Source organism: Streptomyces sp. TRM70350, assembly GCF_019219825.1.
Classification (GTDB): Bacteria; Actinomycetota; Actinomycetes; order Streptomycetales; family Streptomycetaceae; genus Streptomyces.
In genome coordinates this window covers 41,700-64,703 of sequence record NZ_JAHUXH010000028.1, presented here as the reverse complement: position 1 = coordinate 64,703, position 23,004 = coordinate 41,700, and the positions used below count along the sequence as shown (strand labels likewise).

7 protein-coding genes are annotated in these 23,004 nt (G+C 74.1%); 6 read left to right on the top strand and 1 reads right to left on the bottom strand.

The window, feature by feature from the left end; translation table 11 throughout:
* Positions 1-34: 34 nt before the first annotated feature.
* The gene (locus KWI83_RS30145) at positions 35-1,066 is read right to left on the bottom strand and encodes a DNA topoisomerase IB (protein ID WP_218517546.1); all 1,032 of its coding nucleotides are present in this window, start codon (positions 1,064-1,066) and stop codon (positions 35-37) included.
* 280 nt (positions 1,067-1,346) lie between these two features.
* Here KWI83_RS30145 and KWI83_RS30140 point away from each other — a divergent pair, with 280 nt between their 5' ends.
* The 6 genes from KWI83_RS30140 (at position 1,347) to KWI83_RS30115 (ending at position 22,963) form a co-directional block, all read left to right on the top strand.
* Positions 1,347-3,053: an ATP-dependent DNA helicase RecQ gene (locus tag KWI83_RS30140; RefSeq protein ID WP_218517545.1), complete on the top strand. Its 1,707-nt coding sequence runs from the start codon at positions 1,347-1,349 to the stop codon at positions 3,051-3,053.
* 200 nt (positions 3,054-3,253) lie between these two features.
* On the top strand, positions 3,254-3,934 hold the full coding sequence (locus KWI83_RS30135) for a ScbR family autoregulator-binding transcription factor (protein ID WP_218517544.1): 681 nt from the start codon (positions 3,254-3,256) through the stop codon (positions 3,932-3,934).
* A gap of 100 nt (positions 3,935-4,034) precedes the next feature.
* Positions 4,035-4,829 carry a thioesterase II family protein gene (locus tag KWI83_RS30130; protein WP_218517543.1) on the top strand — a complete coding sequence of 265 codons (795 nt, stop codon included), beginning with the start codon at positions 4,035-4,037 and terminating at the stop codon, positions 4,827-4,829.
* A gap of 230 nt (positions 4,830-5,059) precedes the next feature.
* Complete coding sequence (locus KWI83_RS30125; RefSeq protein ID WP_256363004.1) at positions 5,060-7,267, top strand: BTAD domain-containing putative transcriptional regulator; 2,208 nt, start codon at positions 5,060-5,062, stop codon at positions 7,265-7,267.
* 163 nt (positions 7,268-7,430) lie between these two features.
* Entirely contained in the window at positions 7,431-9,020 is a 1,590-nt protein-coding gene (locus KWI83_RS30120; RefSeq protein WP_218517541.1) for an aspartate aminotransferase family protein, read from the top strand.
* A 215-nt stretch (positions 9,021-9,235) separates the two neighbouring features.
* On the top strand, positions 9,236-22,963 hold the full coding sequence (locus tag KWI83_RS30115) for a type I polyketide synthase (RefSeq protein ID WP_218517540.1): 13,728 nt from the start codon (positions 9,236-9,238) through the stop codon (positions 22,961-22,963).
* Positions 22,964-23,004: the final 41 nt, after the last annotated feature.

Sequence of the window (23,004 nt, the reverse complement as noted above, 5' to 3'; positions counted from 1 at the left end):
CACCACACAACCCCCAACCCAGGAGCCACAGCCGTCACGCCGCGCGTGTCTCTCCGTTCCGGAGCATGCGCAGTACGGCTCGCTCGGCGGGGCCCTGGGTCGCTGGGATGCCGTAGGCGCCCTCGTCGCCGAGGTGCGGCAGTGCGGCGGCGACCGTCACGCCTTCCTCGTACAGCTCGATCACCCGCGGGTTGATGTAGGACCCTCGGCAGACCGCGGGTGTGTTGCCGAGGTACCCGGCCACCTCGCGCACCGCCCGGGCGACCGCCCGGCGCCGGGCGGTCTCGCTGCGCGCGACGGGCTGGGAGACGGCCAGGGCCACCGCGGCCATGACCGTGGCGTGCCAGGTACGGAAGTCCTTGGCGGTGATCTCCAGTCCGGCCACTTCCTTGAGGTACGCGTTGACCTCGTCGCCGCTCACGTCGTGCCAGGCGCGCTGCTCCCAGTAGGCCAGGAGCCGGTCACCGCCGCCCCGGCGCCGCAGCAGTGCGGTCAGGCTGCGGCAGGAGGCCGGGTCGGCGACGGTCTGGACGATCTCCCTGCCGTGCTTCCCGGTGTAGGTGAACAGAACCGCACCGGCCCGGCAGCGGGAATGGTCGCGCAGCAGCGTGGTGAGCCCGAAACTGCTGTTCAGCTCGGTGTAGCGGTCACTGCCGATGCGGAAGAAGCCCAGGTCGAGCAGGCGTACGGCGGTGGCGAGGACCCGCTGCCGGGTCAGTCCGCGGTCGCGCAGATGCCCCTCGACGGCCTCCCGTACCGCGGGCAGCGCCTCGGCGGCGTCGAGCACATGCTCGTGCTTGGCCTGCTCCTGCTCGGCCCGGAACTGCGGGTGGTACAGGTACTGGCGGCGTCCGGCGTCGTCGGTGCCGACGGCCTGCAGATGGCCGTTGACCCGGGTGCAGATCCACACGTCCCGCCAGGCCGGTGGGATGACCAGTCCCCGTATCCGGTCCAGTTCCGCCGGATCGCGCAGCGGCTCGCCTTCGACGTCGAGGTAACGGAAGCCGCGTCCATGGCGCAGGCGACGGTACCCGGGGTCGGTGGGACTGCTGTGATGGAGACGCACCACGACCTCCTTCGTCCGCCGCGACGCGATCCAATCCGACCTGATCCGACCCGATCCGATCCAACCGACCCGATCCCGCCGACCTGATCCGACCCGACCCGATCCGACCCGGCCCAACCCGCCGCTCCGCTCCGACGAGCATCCGACGGGTCCGCCCGCTCGCCGCTGCGGGCGGTCAGCGGTCGTAGCGCCTCGCCCGGTGTTGCTGCCCGCCGCGTACCCGGCCGGACCGCCGTCCACACCCGGAGAGACGGCCGTGGAAACGGGGTAGTCGGACCTCATGAGCGACCCCGACGTTCCGGACCGTCTGCGGCGGACCGCCGACGACGTGTTCGGCTGGCGGGAGCTGCGGCCGGGACAGCTGACCGCGATGGAAGCGGTTGTGGCGGGCCGCGACACGTTGGTGGTCATGCCGACCGGCGCGGGAAAGTCGGCGGTGTACCAGGTGGCGGGGCTGTCGCTGCCCGGGCCCACCGTGGTGGTCTCCCCGCTCATCGCCCTGCAACGGGACCAGATCGCAGGCCTGCTGAGCCACCACGCCCCCGACGCCGTCGCGGTCAACTCCGCGCAGCCGGCAGGGGAGACGGAGGCCGCCTGGGATGCGGTGCGGCACGGCGACGCCGCGTATCTGTTCCTCTCCCCCGAGCAGCTGACGAAGGACGAGGTGGTCGAGCGCCTCGCCCGCGCCGGGCCCTCGCTGTTCGTCGTGGACGAGGCGCAGTGCGTGGCCGCCTGGGGCCACGACTTCCGTCCCGACTACCTGCGCCTGGCCCAGGCGGTCCGGCGGGTGGGCAGGCCCGCGGTCCTGGCCCTGACGGCCACGGCCGCTCCCCCGGTGCGCGAGGAGATCGTACGGCGGCTGGGCATGGCGGACCCCGCACTGGTCGTGGCCGGTTTCGACCGTCCGAACATCGCCTTGGAGGTACGCCGCTTCCAGGACGACACGAACAAGCGCCGGGCGGTGGTGGAGCGGGCCGCGACGGAGCCCAAGCCGGGGATCGTGTACGCCGCCACCCGCAGGGACGCCGAGGAGTACGCCGCCGAGCTCGCCGGGCTCGGCCTGTCGGCCGCGGCCTACCACGCCGGACTGGCCGCGGGTGAGCGCTCCCGGGTGCACGACGCCTTCCTGTCCGGCGAGGCCGACGTGGTGGTCGCCACCTCGGCCTTCGGCATGGGCATCGACAAGGAGGACGTACGGTTCGTGCTGCACGCGTCCGTGCCGGGTTCCCTCGACGCCTACTACCAGGAGATCGGCCGTGCGGGCCGCGACGGCGCCCCCGCGGTGGCGGTCCTCCACTACCGGCCGCAGGACAGCGGCCTGCAACGTCTCTTCGCCACGCGGGCCCCCGACGAGGAGACCCTCGGCGAGGTCGCCCACCAGATCCACGACCACCCGGGCCCCCTCGGGCTGGACGACGTCGGTGGCCGCACGAACCTCTCACACCGGCGCGTGACGGCCGCGGCCAACCTCCTGGAGCAGGCGGGAGCCGTGCGCACCGACGCCGCCGGTGAGGTGCGTGCCGTCCCCGGCGTGACGGCCGAGGAGGCCACCGCGCAGGCGACGGAGGCGGCGGAGGTGCGCAGGAGGCTGGAGCGGTCGAGGCTGGAGATGGCGCTGGCGTACGCCGAGACGACGGGCTGCCGCCGCCGCTTCCTGCTCGGCTACTTCGGTGAGCCCTACGAGCCCCCCTGCGGCAACTGCGACATCTGTTCCCCCACCTCGTGCTCCCCCGCCTCGGCGGACGGCACGGTCGTCGAGGGAACGGGCGACACGGGCGACGCCCCGCCGCCCCATCCGTCCGCCGCCTCCTACCCCGCGGGCACGCCGGTGCGGCACAGCGAGTGGGGCGACGGCACGGTGATGAGCGAGGAGGGCGACCGGATCACCGTCCTGTTCGACTCCATGGGGTACCGGACTCTGTCCCTGGCGGCGATCGCCGAGAACCGGCTGCTGACCGCGCGTACGGACTCCACAACTGACTCCTGAAGTCGCGGTCGACCAGGTTCGGCGGGTGGGGCGTCGACGGCGAGCGGCCCGTCGGGTTACCTCGACCGGCGGCCCACGGATGGTCAAGGCCCCGTCAACTCGATGGCAACCGAACTTCCGGAACGGGCGCTCACACAGCCGCCCGTGGCATCTTGTCGGACGCATGACTCGCCGCTCAACGTCCCCGATCGGAGCGCCACATGGCCCAGCAGTACCGTGCTCAGCGCACCCGTCAGGAACTGATCCGCGCCGCAGCGGAAGTCTTCGAGAACGCTGGTTTCGCGGAGGCCTCGATCTCCGCGATCAGTTCCCGGGCAGGTGTGAGCAACGGTGCGCTGCACTTCCACTTCTCGAACAAGCGCGCTCTGGGAGAGGCCGTCGAACGAGCCGCCGCACAGACGTTGTTGCACATCACCGGGCACGTGCCGCTGCGCCATCCCACTCCGCTGCAGCTGCTCGTCGACACCTCCCAGGCGTTGGCCAGGCAACTCCTGGACGACCCGGTACTGCGGGCCGGGTTCTGTCTGGGCAGTGACGGGGCTTGGGAGTGCGGCCTCAACCTGTGGGAGCAGTGGCACGACTGGGTCCAGCTGATGCTCACCGTTGCCCGGGACCGGGGCAGCCTCGCCGCGGACGTCGAGATCGAGGACGCCGTGTCCACCATCACCGCCGTCGTGACCGGACTCCAGGTGCTGGCCCGGACGGATCCCAAATGGTGTTCCGCCGGGACCGTCACGGGCTTCTGGCGGCTGCTCCTGCCTCAGCTGTCCGGTGACACAGCGGAGCAGCCGAGCCCTGACAGCACCGCAGCGGCCGGGTCCTGGCCCGCCGATTCCCCCCGCGGTTCCTGGCAGATGGACGAGACGTGCGGCGCGACGTGACGGCGAGGCTTGTGCACGTTTTGTGCGTCCTTTGAACGTCGGTACACACCATGGTGGTGAGGCACCACAACGGTGAGGTACGACGACAAGGAGGCCCCGCGTGGGCAGCGAGTGGCTTCGCAGGTTCGCACCGCCCACCGCCGGCAGGAATCCGGCCGCCGATGCGCCGCGGTTGTTCTGCTTTCCACACGCCGGCGGCGCGGCCAGTGCGTTCCTGCCCCTGGCCCGCGTCCTCGCGCCGACGCTCGACGTACTGGCCGCCCAGTATCCGGGACGCCAGGACCGGTGGCGCGAACGGCCCGTCGAGGACCTCGCGCGACTCGCCGACGCGCTCACCGAGCAGGTGCGGCAGGAGGCGACGGGAACCTACGCCCTCTTCGGCCACAGCATGGGAGCCGTCCTCGCCTACGAGGTCGCCCGCAGGCTCGCCGACCGCCACTCCATCCGGCCGGCGGCGCTGATCCTGTCCGGCAGAGGCGCGCCCGGCGGGGCACCGAATCCGCATGACCGGCTGACCACGGACGAGGAGATCCTGCGAGCCGTGCGCCGACTGGGCGGCACGACGAGCCGCGTGCTCGACGACCCGGAACTCAGGGATCTGGCCATGCCGGCGCTCCGCGCGGACTACGCGGCGCTCGGCTCCTACGCGTGGACGCCGGGACCACCGCTGACCGTCCCCGTCACCGTACTGATCGGCGACAGCGATCCCGTGGTCGCCGTCGCTCACGCGGAGGCGTGGCGCCACCTCACCACGGCGCCCACGCGCACGCATGTCTTCACGGGCGGTCACTTCTTCCTCGACGAGCACCTGCCCGAGGTGGCCGGGGCCGTCGTCGCGGCGCTCAGCTCCCGCACGGCCCGCAAGGCCGCGCTCGGCAGGGACTCCGGACGCTGACCACGACGACGGGACAACGCCCCACTCCCCCCACCAGGGCCGGTCACGGACCCGCGGCACGGGTGTCTTGTTCGAGGTTTGTGTGGGCTTGGACCAAGGAGTTGCACGATGGTGGCTGGTTCTTGGCCGGCACGTGAGGCACCGCGAGCTCGCCGGTTACGCGGCGCCGGGGCCGGCCGTCGTACGGAAGACCGACTGGGGGATCGATGCAGTTCCGTGTGCTGGGGCCGATGGAAATCCTTGATGACGACACCCCTCTGGTACTGGGGGGGACCAAGCAGCGCGCCACGCTCGGCTACCTGCTGCTGCAGGCGAACAAGGTGGTGGCGACCAGCCAGCTGCTGAACGCGCTCTGGGGCATCGACGACGCCCCCGCCACCGCTCGGAAGATACTCCAGAACGCCGTGTACGGCCTGCGCGGGGTGCTCTTCTCCCGGCGCGCCGAGCCGCAGGGCGGCAGCGCCCAGCAGACCGGAACGATGCTGCTGACCCAGCCGCCCGGCTACATGCTGCGCGTCGACCCGGAGCAGTTGGATCTGCATCGATTCCACACCCTGGTCGGCCAGGGGCGGGCCAGGCAGGCACAGGGCGCGCCGGAGGCGGCGGCGGTGCTGCTGCGGGACGCCCTTGACCTGTGGCGCGGACCTGCTCTGGCCGACCTCGTGGAGGCCGGCATCGAGTGGCCCGAACTGGTCGCCCTGCAGAACACCCGACTCGACGTGATGGAGGACTATTTCGACGCCCAGCTCGCCAGCGGACGGCATCACGCGGTGCTCGCGGAGCTGGAGATGATGGTTCAGGCCGAGCCGCTCAGGGAACGGTCGTGCGCTCAGCTGATGCTGGCCCTGTACCGGTGCGGCCGGCAGGCCGACGCGCTCAGCCTCTACAGCCGGGTGCGGTCGGTGCTGGTGGAGGACCTGGGGCTGGAACCCGGTCGGGGACTGCAAACGCTTCAGCAGGCGATCCTGGCCCAGGACCCCGCGCTCACGCTGGACAGGCCCGGGCCAGGCGGCCTGCGGACCGCCGAGGACCGCGCCGAGGAAGGCATTCAGGTGGCCGCGCCGACGGGCTCCGACGGGAGCTTCGCCCCGGACGCGCAGGCGGACCGGCCTCGACGGACCGACGCCCCGGAGGTCGAGCAGCGGTCGACCGACGCCGTGCGGCGCCGGGTCGGTGTCCTGTCGATCCGCACCACACTCGCCCCTTCCCTGGACCGCCGTCACCATCACGACCTCGACGAGCTCCTGGACGGGACCGCGCTGGTGGTCCGGGAGCAGATCGAGCGGTTCGGCGGCACGGTCACCGCCTCCCTCGGGTCGGTCACCCTGGCGCTGTTCGGCCTGCGGGGCTCCAGCGGCGACTACGCGCACCAGGCGGTACTGGCCGCACTGGCCATCCGGGATGTCATCGGTGAGTGCGCCGAGGCAGGGGCGGCGCACCTGGCCGTCCACGCCTCGGTCACGATGGGCGAGGTGCTGCTGCGCCACCACAGCCAGGCAGCCGCGGCCACCGTGATCGGCGCGGTGCTCGATGAGTCCCAGGCACTGCTGCGCGAGGTACCGCCCGGCGAAGTGCGCGTCAACGACGACGTACGCCGGGCCACCGAGCATGCCGTGTCCTACCGCGGCGGAGGTGTCTCGTTCCGCGGATCGCAGGTGCTCGGGGTCCGACAGGGACACGGCGGCCGGGAAGCGGAAGCCTCGGAGCCGGCCTACGAACTCGACGTGCTGCGTGGACTGGCCAAGCGGACCTGGCATCGCTCACTGCCCCATCTGGTGACCGTGCTCGGCGAGTCCGGTTCAGGCAGAACCAGGCTGGTCGCGGGCTTCGGCGACTGGCTCGCCGAGCAGCCCGACGGCGCCGTGCTGCTGACGGGCCGTACCCCGGCCGCGCCCGACGACAGCCCCCTCAAGGCCCAGTCCGAGATCCTTTCCGCGTACTGCGGTGTCCGCGCCGGCGCCGGCCCGGCGGAGGCTCACTCCGCGGTGGCCCGCCAGGTGCACTCGTTGTTCCCTTCCGACCGGCGGGCGGCGTGGATCATGTCCCGGCTCAGGCCGCTCGTCGACGTCTTCACCCTGCCCGACACCGGCACAGGCGTGGAGGCGACGGGGCAGGGCGAGGTGCTGGAGGCCTGGCGGGAGTTCTTTCAGGAGGCGGCCCGGCGCCGACCGGTCGTCCTGTGCATCGACGACCTGCACCGCGCCGAGGACGACGTGCTCGACGCCGTGGAGGAGCTCGCCGAGTCGACAAGGCCCGTGCCACTGTTCGTGGTCACGACCGCCGGACCCGAGCTCCTGCTGCGGCGTCCGGGCTGGTCCGGAGGCAAGAGCCATGCCACCACCGTCACACTGGACGGCTCGGAAACCCCCACCGAGCGCCTGGTCGAACTCCTGTTGGCATCCGCGCGCGACGAACTGTCGCACAGCGTCCGCGGATAGTCGGGGGCCGAGCCGGGAAGCCGCTGCCCGGCTCGGCCCGCTCACTGCCCTGGTGCCACCTCCGGGTAATCGGGCATCCACACCCACGCTTCCGCAGAATTACTTTGTCGTGACCGACCGCTGGGACAGGCAGGAACAGGATGGCCCGGTGACTAGGAGCAGCATGAATTCTCAGACGACTGCGGCCGAGCTCGCCGAACCCAATCTGCGCAAGCTCCTTTCGACGGCCGGCCTGGACGTGGAATACACCCGGGCCCAGGGGAACATCATCTATCGCCGAGGACAGGACGGCGGCGAGATACCGGTGCTCGACTACGCCGGCGGTTACGGGTCACTGATCTTTGGACACAACCACCCCGACATCGTGGCGTACGCGCGTGAACTCCTGGATGAGCAGACAGCCGTGCACGCGCAGTTCTCCTCCCACCCCTACGCCAATCGGCTGGCCGCCGAACTGAACCGGATCATGCACAGGGAACTCGGCACCGACGAGCCCTACTACGCGACCTTCGCGAACAGCGGCGCGGAGGCCGTCGAAGCCGCGGTCAAGCACGCCGAGATGGACCGCGTGATGCGGCTGTCGGAGGTGCTGGCGGAGATCGAGGCGAGTGTCGAGAGCGTCCGGACCGCGGTCAAGCTCGGCCTGGCGACCGTACCGGACGACGTCTACGAACGTGTGGCGCTGCCGCGTGCCGGCTCGGACGAGGAGGGCCTGGAGCTCGTCATCGCCGAGATCACCCGCCGGAACGCGGCGCAGAGCGGGAAGGCGCCGGTGTTCGTGGCGCTGGAGGCGGGCTTTCACGGAAAGCTGGTCGGCAGTGTGCAACTGACCCACAACGAGGCCTACCGCAGCCCGTTCTCCGCGCTCGGCGCGCGGACCAGGTTCGTGCCCAGGGACCGTCCGGACGTCCTGGAGGAGCTGCTCGCGGACGAGCGGGGCACTCTGCTGCGGCTCGCGCACGAGGACGGTCGAGTGCGCGTCGTGGCCCAGGACCACTACCCCTTCTGCGCCTTCCTGCTGGAGCCGATCCAGGGCGAGGGCGGCATCCATGTGCTGACCGCCGAGTTCGCCCGTGAGATCCAGGAGTTCAGCCGGGCGTCGGGCTGTCCTCTCGTCATCGACGAGATCCAGAGCGGTACGGGCCGAACCGGCGCGTTGCTGGCCGGCTCGGCCATCGGGCTGCGCGGCGACTACTACGTCCTCGCCAAGTCCCTGGGCGGTGGCATCGCGAAGATGTCGGTGATGCTGGTGCGCCAGGGCAGGTACCGGGCGGACTTCGAACTCGTGCACAGCTCGACCTTCGCCAAGGACAGCTTCTCCTGCCACATCGCCCTCAAGGTGCTGGAACTCCTGGAAGCCGACGGCGGGCGGGCCTACCGCCAGGCGGCGGAGCGGGGCGCCGCCCTGCGGGCGATGCTCGAACGGGTGTGCTCCGCCTTTCCCGACGTCGCCAAGGAAGTGCGGGGCCGAGGGCTGATGCTCGGGCTGGAGTTCCACGACCAGTCGGACGCCGAGGACCAGGTGTTCCGGGAGGCCGCGCGGTCCCACATGTTCGGTTACGTGATCGCCGGACACCTCCTGCACGGCCACCACATCCGCACGTTCCCCACCGCGAGCGCCGTGAACACCCTTCGTTTCGAGCCCTCCCTGCTGCTGACGAACGAGGAGATCGACCGCCTGGAGCGCGCTCTGACCGACGTGTGCACCATCCTGCGCGAGCACGGAGCACACCGGTTGGCCATCCCCGCCTGAGCGTACGTCGTCCGGTCCGCGCCGTGCGGACCGGACGACGGCCTCTTCTCTTTTTGCCGCGCCGAATTCCCTCCGACTCCGCGTGATTACGGCGCAGCAAGCCGATTACTGCGGCGATTACTGCCGCGTGGCCCGACATTGGAGGCCCTGCCGCCCCGCCGCGGTACGGGTTCATTGGCTCGGAGTAATCCAGTTATGAAAGGTCGCCGAAGTCCATGACGAGTGAGCGCACTCAGGCAGAAGTCGACGGTCGTATCCAGCGGGACGAGCCGGTGGCCGTCGTCGGTATCTCTTGCCGGCTTCCCGGGGCCGACGGACCCACGGCCTTCTGGAGACTGCTGAGCGACGGCGCCTGCGCCATCGCCGACGTGCCGCCCGGCCGGTGGGACGACCACGCGCCCGCGGCGGTCCGCCGCGGCGGATTCCTCGACGCCGTCGGCGACTTCGACGCCGCGTTCTTCTCCGTCTCGCCACGCGAGGCCGCGTCCATGGATCCCCAGCAGCGCCTCGTCCTGGAGCTGGCCTGGGAGGCGCTGGAGGACGCCGGCATCGTCCCGGCGTCGCTCCGGGGCAGCCGGACCGCCGTGTTCGTGGGCACCCTGCGCGACGACTACACCAGCCTGCTGTACCAGCACGGTACCGAGGCGCTCACCCAGCACACCATGACCGGTGTGAACCGCGGTGTGATCGCCAACCGCGTCTCGCACCTGCTGGGGCTGCGCGGCCCGAGCCTGACCGTGGACTCCGCCCAGTCCTCCTCGCTGGTCGCCGTTCACCTGGCCTGCGAGAGCCTGCGCCGCGGCGAGTCCACCGCGGCCATCGCCGCCGGTGTGAACCTCAACCTCCTCGCGGAGCACACCGTCACGGAGGAGCGGTTCGGCGCCCTGTCCCCCGACGGCGTGACCTACACCTTCGACGCCCGTGCCAACGGCTTCGTCCCCGGCGAAGGGGCCGGTGTCGTCGTCCTGAAGCCGCTGCGACAGGCGCACGCCGACGGGGACCGGATCTACGGCGTCATCCGTGGCAGCGCGGTGAACAACGACGGCGCCACCGACGGCCTGACCGTGCCCAGCGGGGAGGCGCAGCAGCAGGTGCTGCGGGCCGCCCGCGAGCGGGCGGGCCTGCGCCCCGAGGAGGTGCAGTACGTCGAACTGCACGGCACGGGCACGCCCGTGGGCGATCCCATCGAGGCCGCCGCGCTCGGCGACGCCCTCGGCACCAAGCGCCCGGGGGCCGAGCCGCTGCGCGTCGGATCGGTCAAGACCAACATCGGTCACCTGGAGGGCGCGGCGGGCATCGCCGGGTTGATCAAGGTGCTGCTCAGCCTGCACCACCGGCAGCTGCCGCCGAGCCTGAACTTCGCCGTGCCCCATCCCCGCATCCCGCTCGACGAGCTGGGGCTGTCCGTGCAGCGCGAGCTGACGCCATGGCCCCGCGCGGACCGGCCGCTGGTGGCGGGCGTCAGCTCGTTCGGCATGGGCGGCACCAACTGCCATGTCGTGGTCACCGAGGGCTCGCGGCCCGCCGACACCGCCCAGGAGCTCCCCGCGCCCGCGCAGGCCGTCCTGCCGTGGGTCGTCACCGGCACCGGGCAGGACGCCCTGCGGGCCCAGGCGCAGCGCCTGCACGCCCACGCGGCGGACGCGGACGCGCTGTCGCCGGTCGACGTCGGGTGGTCCCTGGCCACGACCCGCACGGTGTTCCGCCACCGCGCCGTCGTCCTGGGCACCGACGCGCCGGGACTCGTGGAGGGGGTCGGGGCACTGGCGGCCGGCCGCACCGCGCCCGGCGTGGTGACGGGCGTGGCCGGTCCCGGCAGGACGGCGTTCCTGTTCACCGGGCAGGGCGCCCAACGCGTCGGCATGGGACGGGAACTGTACGCGGCCTACCCGGCGTACGCCGCCGCGTTCGACACCGTCGCCGCCTCACTGGACCCCCACCTGGAGCGGCCCCTGGCGGAGATCATCCGCACCGGGCAGGGCCTGGACGAGACCGCGTACACCCAGCCCGCCCTGTTCGCGGTCGAGGTGGCGACGTACCGGCTGCTGGAGTCGTTCGGGCTGCGCCCCGACTTCGTCACCGGTCACTCCATCGGCGAACTGGCCGCCGCCCATGTGGCCGGGGTGCTGGACCTGAACGACGCGGCCGCGCTGGTGGCGGCCAGGGCCCGGCTGATGCAGTCCGCTCCCGCGGGCGGTGTGATGGTCGCCGTGCAGGCGGCCGAGGAGGAGGTCACGGCCGCGCTGGAAGGGCGCGCTCACGAAGTGGCCGTCGCCGCCGTCAACGCGCCGGGCGCCACGGTGATCTCCGGCGACCCCGACGCGGTCGACGCGGTCGTGGAGGAACTCGCGCGGCGGGGCCGCAGGACCCGGCGGCTGACCGTCAGCCACGCCTTCCACTCCCCGCACATGGACGGGATCCTCGACGAGTTCCGGGACGCCGCGGGCCGGCCGGCCTACCACGCGCCCGAGGTGCCCGTCGTCTCGACGCTGACCGGTCGCGTGGCCGCCGGCGACGAGCTGCGCACCGCCGGCTACTGGGCCGACCAGCTGCGCGGGACGGTCCGCTTCGCCGACGCGGTGCGGACGCTCACCGACCACGGCGTGACGACGTTCATCGAGGTGGGACCCGACAGCGTCCTCACCCCGCCGGCCCTGGAGACGGCGCAGGCACCGGGAGCGCGACAGGAGGCCGCCGCGGAGGTGTCCGCGGTGTCCGCGCTGCGCCGCGACCGCCCCGAGCCGCAGGCGGTGCTGACCGCTGTGGCCACGGCGTTCGTGCGGGGCGCCGAGGTGGACTGGGCCGCCGCCTACGCGGGCTCCGGCGCGCGGCGGGTCGCGCTGCCCACCTACGCCTTCCAGCGCAGGCGGTACTGGCTGGAGGGCCCGGTGCGCGCGCCCCGGCCCATGTCCCCGTCGCTCCCGCCGGACCCGGCGGACGTCACCGGCGGGCCGTCCTACGGCGACGGCGACGAGGCCGCCGCCGATCCGCGCGGCGAGCTCGGAGCCCGCCTGGCCGGGCTCTCCGCCCCGGCACGGCGGCGGCTGGTCACCGAACTGGTCGACGAGCACATCAGGGCCGTCCTCGCGTACGCCGGCGACGAGCGCGTCGATCCGCACCTGCCGTTCCGGGAGCTGGGCTTCAGCTCTCTGATGACCACGGAGCTGCGGACCTCCCTGGCCTCCGCCACGGGGCTGGCCCTGCCCACCGGGCTGCTGTTCGACCACCCCACGCCGCAGGCGCTGGCCGAGTTCATCGAGGCCGCGGTGCTGGGCGGTGCCGCGGCAGAGGAGGAGGGCGCCGCCCGGGCCGCCGAGGAAGGTGAGCCGATCGCCATCATCGGCATGGCCTGCCGCTACCCCGGCGGGGTCGCCACTGCCGAGGACCTCTGGCGGCTGGTGCGGGAGGAAGTCGACGCCGTGTCGGCCTTTCCCGACGACCGCGGCTGGGACGAGGGTCTGTACGACCCGGATCCCGCCCAGCAGGGCAAGAGCTCGGTGCGCCGGGGTGGATTCCTGCACGACGCGGGCGATTTCGACGCGGCGTTCTTCGGGATCTCGCCGCGTGAGGCGCTCGGCATGGACCCGCAGCAGCGGTTGCTGCTGGAGACCGCGTGGGAGGCCGTCGAGCGGGCCGGGCTGCGCCCCGACACGCTGCGCGGCAGCCGCACCGGCGTCTTCGTGGGCGCCACGTCGCTGGAGTACGGCCCGCGCCTGCAGGACGCGCCGCCGAGCGTGCAGGGCAACATGCTGACCGGCAGCACGGCCAGTGTCATGTCGGGCCGCATCGCCTACCAGCTGGGGCTGGTCGGGCCCGCCGTCACCGCCGACACGGCCTGCTCGTCCTCGCTGGTCGCGCTGCATCTGGCGATACGTTCCCTGCGTTCCGGGGAGACCAGCCTCGCACTGGCCGGCGGTGCGGCCGTGATGTCCTCGCCGGGCATGTTCGTGGAGTTCTCCCGGCAACGGGGCCTGGCGTCCGACGGGCGTTGCAAGTCGTTCGCCGCGGCGGCCGACGGCACCGGCTGGGGCGAGGGCGTGGGCATGCTGGTGGTCGAGCGGCTGTCGGACGCCCGCAGGAACGGCCACCGGGTGCTGGCGGTCGTCCGCGGCTCCGCCGTCAACCAGGACGGCGCCAGCAACGGCCTGACCGCGCCGAGCGGCCTCGCCCAGCAGCGCGTCATCCGCCAGGCCCTGGCCGACGCCCGGCTGACGACCGCGGACGTGGACGCGGTGGAGGCACACGGGACCGGCACCACACTCGGCGACCCGATCGAGGCCGAGGCGCTGCTCGCCACCTACGGCAGCGGCCGGCAGGGACGTGAGCCGGTGTACCTGGGCTCGCTGAAGTCGAACATCGGCCACGCCCAGGCTGCGGCCGGTGTCGGTGGTGTGATCAAGATGGTGCAGGCGATGCGCCACGGCGTGCTGCCCAGGACCCTGCATGTCGACGAGCCGACACCGCACGTGGACTGGTCCGCGGGTGCGGTGGAGTTGCTGACCTCGGCCCGGCCGTGGCCCGGCGACGGAACGGTCCGCCGCGCCGCCGTCTCCTCGTTCGGCATCAGCGGCACCAACGCCCATGTCGTCCTCGAGTACGACCCCGCCACGGAGGCGGAGCAGGACGGCGTCCCCCCGGCACCGGCCGCGTCGGCCATCCCGGCGCCCTGGTTGCTGTACGCCCGCGACGAGCCGGCTCTGCGCGCCCAGGCGGGCAAGCTGCGCGCGCACCTGGACGAGGGCGCCGACCCGGCGTCGGTCGGCTGGTCCCTGGCCGCCACCCGTACGGCGTTCGAGGCCCGGGCGGCCATCGTCGGGGGCAGCCTCGCGGAGCGGCTCGACGCGCTCGGCGCGCTGGCCGAGGGCACCGGCGCCGGACGTCCGAACGTGGTCGTGGGCACCGCCGCAGCGGGCCGCACCGCGTTCCTCTTCACCGGTCAGGGCGCGCAGCGCCTGGGCATGGGGCGGGAACTGTACGCGGCGCACCCGGTGTTCGCCGCGGCGCTCGACGAGGTGTTCGCCGCGTTCGACGGCCGGCTGGAGCGTCCGCTGCGCGATGTGCTGTTCGCGGAGGAGGGCAGCGCGGACGCGGCGCTGCTGGACGAGACGAGCTACACCCAGCCCGCGCTGTTCGCGGTGGAGGTGGCGCTGTTCCGGCTGCTGACGCATCACGGTGTGACGCCGGACGTGCTGGCCGGCCATTCCGTCGGCGAGCTGGCCGCGGCTCATGCCGCAGGAGTGCTCTCCCTCCGGGACGCCGCGGTCCTGGTGGCCGCACGCGCCCGCCTGATGCAGGCGGCTCCCCCCGGCGGTGCCATGGTCGCCGTCCAGGCCACCGAGGAAGAGATACTGGCCTCGCTGGCAGGCCGGGAACGGGAGATGAGCATCGCCGCGGTCAACGGCCCCCGCTCGGTGGTCGTCTCCGGTGATGCCGCCGCGGTCGAGGAGGTCGCCGCCGCCTGGCGGGCACGAGGGCGCAGGACGACCGCGCTCAAGGTGAGCCACGCCTTCCACTCACCCCACATGGACGCCGTCCTCGACGAGTTCCACGAGGTGGCCGCCGGGCTGGAGTTCCACCCGCCCCGGATACCGGTCGTCTCGACGGTGACCGGTGAGCCGGCCACGGCCGAGCAGCTCATGTCGCCCGGCTACTGGAGCGGACAGATCCGGGCGACCGTCCACTTCCTGAACGCCGCCCGGGAGCTTCTGCGCCAGGGCGTCACGGTCTTCGTCGAAACCGGCCCCGACGCCGTGCTGACCGCGTTGGCGCAGAGCGCCGCCGGGGACGCCGCGGTCACCGCCGTACCGCTGCTGCGCCCGGGCCACCCCGAAGCCCTCGGTGTGGCCCTGGGCCTCGCGCGTGCGCACGTCGCCGGTGCCCCGCTGGACGGGACGACCTTCTTCCCCGGCGCGGCCCGGGCCGACCTGCCCACGTACGCCTTCCAGCGGGAGCGGTTCTGGCTCGCCCCGCAGCCGTCCGCCGACGCCCGCAGCCTGGGCCTGGACCCGGCCGGACATCCGCTGCTGAGCACGTCCCTGGAGCCGGCGGAGCGCGAGGACGCCGTCCTGACCGGCCGTATCTCCCTGTCGGGCCAGCCCTGGCTGGCGGACCACGCCATCGCCGGCACCGTGCTGCTGCCCGCCACCGCGTTCCTCGAACTCGCCGTCGCCGCGGGCGACCATCTGGGGGCGCCGCATGTGGAGGACCTCACCCTGGAGGCGCCCTTGCCGCTGGGCCGGGTCGAGGCCACGCGCGTGCAGGTGAGCGTCGGCGCCCCGGACTCCGAGGGCCGCCGCGCCTTCACCGTGCACGCCGGCCCGGACACCCGCGAGGCAGCCGCGCGGCAGTGGACCCGGCACGCCTCCGGCGTGCTGAGCGGCCGGCAGCCCGAAACCGGCGAGGGACTGGCCCAGTGGCCGCCCGCCGACGCCGTGCCGGAACCGCTCGACGGCGTCTACGACCGCCTCGCCGCGCTCGGTTACGGCTACGGTCCGGCCTTCCAGGGGCTGACAGCGGTCTGGCGCGGCGAGCGGGACGTCTACGCCGAGGTGCGGCTGCCCGGGAACCAGGCCGACGGGGCCGACCGCTTCACCGTGCACCCCGCGCTGCTGGACGCCGTGCTGCACCCGCTGGTGCTGGACGCCGCGTCCGACGGCGACCCCGGCCGCATCCGGCTGCCCTTCGCCTGGTCCGGTGTCGCGCTGCACGCCGCCGGTGCCACGACACTGCGGGCGCGGATCCGCCCGCAGGGCACCGACACCGTCAGCCTGCTGCTCGCCGACGCCACCGGCGCGCCCGTCGCCGAGGTGGACTCCCTCACGCTGCGACCCGTCGCCACGGACCGGCTGACCGCGGCGCCGCGCGCCGTCGCCGGTTCGATGTACGCGGTCCACTGGCCGGTCGTCGAGGTGCCGGCCGACCGGCCGCGGCCGGCGTGGGCGACGGCCGGCGAAGGCCTCGCCGGGGTGGAGCCCGCCGAGGTCGTCGTCGCACGGGTGCCGGGCGGCGCGGGGCACGAGGCCGTACGGCGCACGCTGGGCCTGGTGCAGGAGTTCCTGGCCGACGAGCGGTTCGCCGAGACCCGGCTGGCCGTGGTGACGTCCGGGGCGGTGGGCGTCCTGCCCGGCGAGGACGTCACCGATCTCGCCGCGGCTCCCGTGTGGGGGCTGGTCCGCTCGGCGCAGTCCGAGCACCCGGACCGTCTGCTGCTGGTCGACCTCGACCCGGCCGGCACCGGCCCGGCCGAGGAACTGGCCGCCGCCCTCGCCTGCGGCGAGCCGCAGACCGCCGTCCGGGGCGGACAGGTCAGGGCGCCCCGGCTGACCCCGGCCACCGCCGACGGGACTCCCCGCCGCCTGGGCGGTGACGGCACGGTTCTGGTCACGGGCGGCACCGGCGGCCTCGGCGCCCTGTTCGCCCGGCATCTGGTCGCCGAGCACGGGGTGCGCCATCTGCTGCTCACCAGCCGTCGCGGCCCGGACGCGCCCGGCGCGCGGGAACTCGCCGCGGAACTGGGTGCGTCGGGCGCCTCCGTACGGATCGAGGCCACAGACGTCGCCGACCGGGCGGCGCTCGCCGCGCTGCTGGCGTCCATCCCGCCGGAGCGTCCCCTGACCGCCGTGGTGCACACCGCGGGCGTCCTGGACGACGCCACCGCCCTGTCCCTCACCCCCGAGCAGCTGGAGCACGTCCTGGCGCCGAAGGCGGACGCCGCCCGGCACCTGCACGAACTGACCGAAGGCCTGGACCTGACGGCCTTCGTGCTCTTCTCCTCGATCTCCGGGCTCACCGGCACCGCGGGACAGGCCAACTACGCGGCCGCCAACGCCTACCTGGACGCGCTGGCGCAGCACCGCCGCGCCCACGGCCTGCCCGCGACCTCGCTCGCCTGGGGCCTGTGGGACGCCCGGCACGGCATGGGCGCCACCCTCACCGAGGCCGAACGCGCCCGCTGGGAACGGGCCGGACTGCCGCCGCTCGCCCCGGAGGCGGGCCTGGCCCTCTTCGACGCCGCCCTGTCCACCGACACGCCGCTGCTCGCCCCGGTGACCCTGCGGCCGGACCGCCTCGCCGCGGGCGATCCGCCCGCCCTCTTCCGCGACCTGCTGCCCGCCCGGGCCCGCCGCACCGCGCGGACCGGCCCGGACGGGCCGGCGGGGTCGGACTGGGCGGGCCGGATGGCCGCACTGCCCGAGGACGAGCGGGAGGACGCGGTCCTCGACCTGGTCCGCGCCACGGTCGCCGCCGTCCTCGGCCACGCCGAGGCGTCCGCGGTCGCCCCCGACCGGGCCTTCAACGACCTCGGGTTCGACTCGATGGCCGGGGTCGAGCTGCGCAACCGGCTCGGCCGGGCCACCGGGCTCCGGCTGCCGACCACCCTGGTCTTCGACCATCCGGCGCCACGTGCCGTGGCCGCGTTCCTGCTCACCCGTGCCGTGGCGGCCGAGACCCCGGCGGCCGCCGGGCCGGCCCGGATCGCGGGCCCGTCCGACGAGCCGATCGCGATCGTGGGGATGGCCTGCCGTTTCCCGGGCGGGGTGTCGTCGCCGGAGGATCTGTGGCGGCTGGTCGCCGACGGGGTGGACGCGGTCAGCGAGTTCCCGGTCAACCGCGGCTGGAACCTCGACGGCCTGTACGACCCGGACCCGGAACGGCCGGGGACGAGCTACACCCGGCACGGCGGCTTCCTGCACGAAGCGGACCTGTTCGACCCCGAGTTCTTCGGCATGTCGCCCCGGGAGGCGACGGCCACCGACCCGCAGCAGCGGCTGCTGCTGGAGACCGCCTGGGAGGCGTTCGAGAGCGCCGGCATCGACCCGGCCACGGTGCGCGGCAGCGCCACGGGGGTCTTCACCGGAGCGATGTACGACGACTACGCGGCCCGCGTGGCCGCCGCGCCCGGCGAGTTCGAGGGCTTCCTGCTCGCGGGCAACCTCTCCAGCGTGCTCTCCGGCCGGGTGGCGTACACCTACGGCCTGCAGGGCCCGGCGGTGACGGTGGACACCGCGTGCTCGTCGTCCCTGGTGGCACTGCACCTGGCGGCGAACGCGCTGCGCGGCGGGGAATGCGATCTGGCGCTGGCCGGCGGGGTGACGGTGATGGCCCAGCCGACGACGTTCGTGGAGTTCTCGCGGCAGCGGGGCCTGTCCGCCGACGGCCGCTGCAAGGCGTTCGCGGCGTCGGCCGACGGCACCGGCTGGTCGGAGGGCGTCGGACTGCTGCTGGTGGAACGGCTCTCCGACGCCCGGCGCCGCGGGCACCGGGTCCTGGCCGTGGTCCGGGGCACGGCGATCAACCAGGACGGCGCCAGCAACGGGTTGACGGCACCGAACGGCCCCTCGCAGGAGCGGGTCATCCGCCAGGCCCTGGCGAGCGCCCGGCTCGGCGCCGCGGACGTGGACGTGGTGGAGGCGCACGGCACCGGCACCACGCTGGGCGACCCGATCGAGGCCCAGGCGCTGCTGAACACCTACGGGCAGGAACACACGTCCGAACGGCCGCTGTGGCTGGGGTCGTTGAAGTCGAACATCGGGCACGCCCAGGCCGCGGCCGGTGTCGGCGGCATCATCAAGATGGTGCAGGCGATGCGGCACGGTGTGCTGCCCAGGACGCTGCACGTCGACGAGCCGTCGCGGCACATCGACTGGGACTCGGGCGCGGTGGCGCTGCTCACCGAGGCCCGGCCCTGGCCGGACACCGGCCGGCCGCGCCGCGCGGGCATCTCGTCGTTCGGCATCAGCGGAACCAACGCGCACGTGGTCATCGAGCATGTGCCGGAGCCGGCCGGGGAGCGGGGCGCGTCCCGTGAACTCGACGCGCCCGGGCAGCACACCGCGGCCGCAGCCCAGGCGGTGCCGTGGATCGTCTCGGGCCGTACCGAGGACGCGGTGCGCCGCCAGGCCGCGCGCCTGTACGCCCATGTGACCGAGCACCCCGAGCTGGCACCCGCGGACGTCGGCTACTCCCTGGCCACCGAGCGCGCAGTGCTCGATCACGGCGCGGCCGTCGTCGCCTCCGGGCGGGACGCGCTCCTGGACGGACTCGGGGCGCTGGCGGACGGCGGCTCCTCCCCCGCCGTCGTGCTGGGCCGGCGGGCCCAGCCCGGCCGTACCGCCTTCCTGTTCACCGGGCAGGGCAGCCAGCGGCTCGGCATGGGACGGGAGCTGTACGCCGCCTCGCCGGTGTTCGCCCGTGCCCTGGACGACGTGTGCCACGCGCTCGACCGGTCCCTGTCCCGGCCGCTCAAGGACGTGCTCTTCGCGGCGGAGGGGTCGGCCGAGGGTGCGCTGCTGGACCAGACCGTCTTCACCCAGGCCGCGCTGTTCGCGGTGGAGGTGGCGCTGTTCCGGTGGTTCGAGCACCACGGCGTGACGCCCGACGTCCTGCTCGGCCACTCCGTCGGCGAGGTCGCCGCCGCGCACGTGGCGGGCGTCCTGGACCTGGCGGACGCGGCGGTGCTGGTCGCCGAACGCGGCCGACTGATGCAGTCCGCGCCGGCGGGCGGCGCGATGGCCGCGGTCGAGGCGAGCGAGGAGGAGGTGCGGCAGTCGCTCGACGCCCGCGACGACGACGTACTCGCCGTCGCCGCGGTCAACGGGCCGCGGTCCGTGGTGGTCTCCGGGGACGCGCCCGCGGTGGACGCGTTCACACGGGCCTGGCGGGAGCGCGGGGCCCGCGTCACCCGGCTGACGGTCAGTCACGCCTTCCACTCCCCCCACATGGACCCGGTACTGGCGGAGTTCCGGGCCGTCGCCGAAGGACTCGACTTCCGCGCGCCGCGCATCCCGATCGTCTCCAACGTCACCGGCGACCTGGCCACGGACGAGGAGCTGACGTCGCCCGACTACTGGGTGCGGCACATCCGTCAGGCCGTCCGCTTCCACGACGGCGTGCGCTGCCTGGAGGACCAGGGGGTGACGCGCTTCGTCGAGCTGGGGCCGGACCGCACCCTGACCGCGCTGGTTCGAAGCTCGCTCACCGAGGAGGCCGGCGCGCTGATCTGCGCTCTTCGCCGGAACCGGCCGGAGCCCGAGACCGCCGTGGCGGCGCTGGCCGCGCTGCGGATGGCGGGCGCCCGGCTCGACTGGGCCGCCGCCCTTCCCGGCGCCCGCAGGGTACCGCTGCCCACGTACGCCTTCGCGCGGCAACGCTACTGGCTGGACGCTCCGTCCGCGGACGCCGACGCCGCCGGGCTCGGCCTGGAGGCGGTGGAGCACCCGCTGATCGGCGCGGCCGTGGGCGTGGCGGGCCGGGACGAGTTCCTGTTCACGGGCCGGCTCTCGGTCCGCACCCAGCCGTGGCTCGCCGACCACGCCGTCGCCGGTGTCGTCCTGGTGCCCGCGACCGGGCTGCTGGAGCTGGCGGCCCGGGCGGGTGAACAGCTCGGCGCCGGGCTGGTCGAGGACCTGACCCTCGCCGCGCCCCTGGCGCTGCCCGAACACGGCGGCGTCCAGCTGCAGCTGACGGTCGGCGAGGCCGACAGCACCGGACGGCGGCCGCTGGAGATCCACGCGCGGACCGCCGGGGACGGCGCCTGGACGGTGCACGCCCACGGCGTCCTCGCCGCTGCGGACGGCGGGTTGGCGCCCGTGGACCCGGGCCTGGTGGTGTGGCCTCCGGCGGGGGCGCGGGAGATCCCGCTGGAGGGGGTGTACGAGCGGCTGGCCGGGCAGGGCTATGCGTACGGCCCGGTGTTCCGGGGGCTGCGCCGGGTCTGGCGGGGCAAGGCCGAGGGCGAGGTGTTCGCCGAGGTGGCGCTGCCCGACGGGCCGCGTGCGCAGGCGGGGCGGTACCTGCTGCATCCCGCGCTGCTCGATGCCGCGCTGCATCCGCTGCTGCCCGAGGTGGCGGAGCAGTCCGGGCCGGCGCGGCTGCCGTTCGCCTGGTCGGGGGTGCGGGCGCACGCCGTCGGGGCGTCGGCCCTGCGGGTGCGGCTGACCCTGGCCGACACCGGGGCCGACACGCTGGAGGCGTCGCTGACGGTGGCGGACGGTGCGGGCGTGCCGGTGGCGTCGGTGGAGTCCCTGGCGCTGCGGCCGTGGTCGAGGGACGCACTGCGGGCGGCGGACGCCGGGCGGGACGGGCTCTTCCCGGTGGTGTGGTCGCCGGTGCCGCCCGGGGACTTCGTGGACACGTCCGGGTGGGCGGCCCTCGGGCCGTCGCCGGTCGCCTCGGTGACGTCGTACGCGAGCCTGGAGGAGGTGGCGAGGGCCGGCGCGGACACCGTGCTGTGGTCCCTCGCCGGCGCAGGTGCCGCCGGCGTGCCGAGCGGGGAGGGCATCGCCGGTCTCGCGCGGGTCGAGCTGTCCCGGGTGCTGGAGCGGGTGCAGGCCTTCCTCGCCGACACGCGACTGGCCGACGCGCGGCTGGTGCTGGTCACCCGGGGTGCCGTGGCCACGGACCCGGACGAGGACGTCCCGGACCTCGTGCACGCCGGGGTGTGGGGCCTGATCCGGGCCGCGCAGACGGAGAACCCCGGCCGGGTCGTCCTGGTCGACCTCGACGCCGACGAGGCGGACGGGCTGCCGACCGCCGTCGCGACCGGCGAGGAGCAACTGGCCCTGCGCGACGGCACGCCGCTGGTACCGCGCCTGGCCCGGGCCCGCTTCGAGGAGCCGCACGCCGCGCCGCGCTGGGACGAGGGGACCGTGCTGGTCACGGGCGCGACCGGCACGCTGGGCGGTGTGCTGGCCCGGCATCTGGTCGCCGAGCACGGCGCGCGGCGCCTGCTGCTGCTCAGCCGCCGGGGCGAGGCCGCCCCGGGCGCCGCCGAGCTGGCGGCCGACCTGCGGCGGTCGGGGGCCGAGGTCACGTTCGCGGCCTGCGACGCGGCCGACCGCGAGGCGCTGGCCGGTGTGCTGGCGCGGGTGCCGGACGAGTTCCCGGTGACCGCCGTGGTGCACACCGCCGGAGTGCTGGACGACACCGTGTTCGCCGAGCTGACCGCGGACCGCCTGGACGCGGTGGTGCGGGCCAAGATCGACGCGGCGTGGAACCTGCACGAGCTGACCCGCGAGCTGCCGCTGTCGGCGTTCGTGCTGTACTCGTCGGTCGCCGGGCTGATCGGCACCGCGGGCCAGGCCAACTACGCGGCCGGCAACTCCTTCCTGGACGCGCTGGCGCACCATCGCCGTGCGCAGGGCCTGCCTGCGACGTCGCTGGCGTGGGGCCTGTGGGAGGAGCGGAGCACGATCAGCGGCCGGCTGAGCGAGACGGACCTGCGCCGCCTGGCCCGGCTGGGGCTGCGGCCGCTGCGTTCCGAGGAGGGGATGAGGCTGTTCGACGCGGCGCTCACCGTCGGGCAGCCGGTGCTGGCCGTGACCGGCCTGGACCGCTCGGCGCCGCGCCGCGGGTCCGCCCAGGTGCCGTCCGTCCTGCGCGACCTCGTGGCGGTCCCGCCGAGCCGCCGGACGCCCGCCGCGGCGGAGGACCGCGGGGCGTCGCCGGCGGGGCAACTGGCGGCCCTGGGTGCGGCCGAGCGCCTGACGGCCCTGGTGGAGCTGGTACGCGGCCAGACCGCGGCCGTGCTCGGACACCCCGACCCGGGTGCCGTCGACGGGGAGCGGGCCTTCCAGGACCTGGGGTTCGACTCCCTGACCGCGGTCGAGCTGCGCAACCAGCTCGGCCGGGTCACTGGACTGCGACTGCCCGGAAGCCTCGTCTTCGACTACCCCAACCCCACCGCGCTCGCCCACCACTTGGCGGAGCTGATCGAGGCCGAGCAGGGCCCGGCGGCCGATCCGGTGCTCGCCGGCCTGGACCGGGTACGGGACGGCGTCCAGGCCCTGACGGACACCGGGACGCGCGACGAGGTCGCGGGGCGGCTGCGGGAGTTGCTGCGCCTGCTGGAGGGCCCGAGCACGGGCGAGCGGGCCGCGGCGGAGACGGATCTGGAGTCGGCGAGCGACGAGGAGTTGTTCGCGTTGCTCGACGAGCTGGAGTGACGGCGTGACCGTGGGGCGGTCCGTCCGGTCTCGGACGGACC

Coding starts and splice junctions, on each gene's coding strand:
- KWI83_RS30140 (WP_218517545.1), top strand. CDS start 1,347: ATGAGCGACCCCGACGTTCCGGACCGTCTGCGGCGGACCGCCGACGAC.
- KWI83_RS30135 (WP_218517544.1), top strand. CDS start 3,254: ATGGCCCAGCAGTACCGTGCTCAGCGCACCCGTCAGGAACTGATCCGC.
- KWI83_RS30125 (WP_256363004.1), top strand. CDS start 5,060: ATGGAAATCCTTGATGACGACACCCCTCTGGTACTGGGGGGGACCAAG.
- KWI83_RS30120 (WP_218517541.1), top strand. CDS start 7,431: ATGAATTCTCAGACGACTGCGGCCGAGCTCGCCGAACCCAATCTGCGC.
- KWI83_RS30115 (WP_218517540.1), top strand. CDS start 9,236: ATGACGAGTGAGCGCACTCAGGCAGAAGTCGACGGTCGTATCCAGCGG.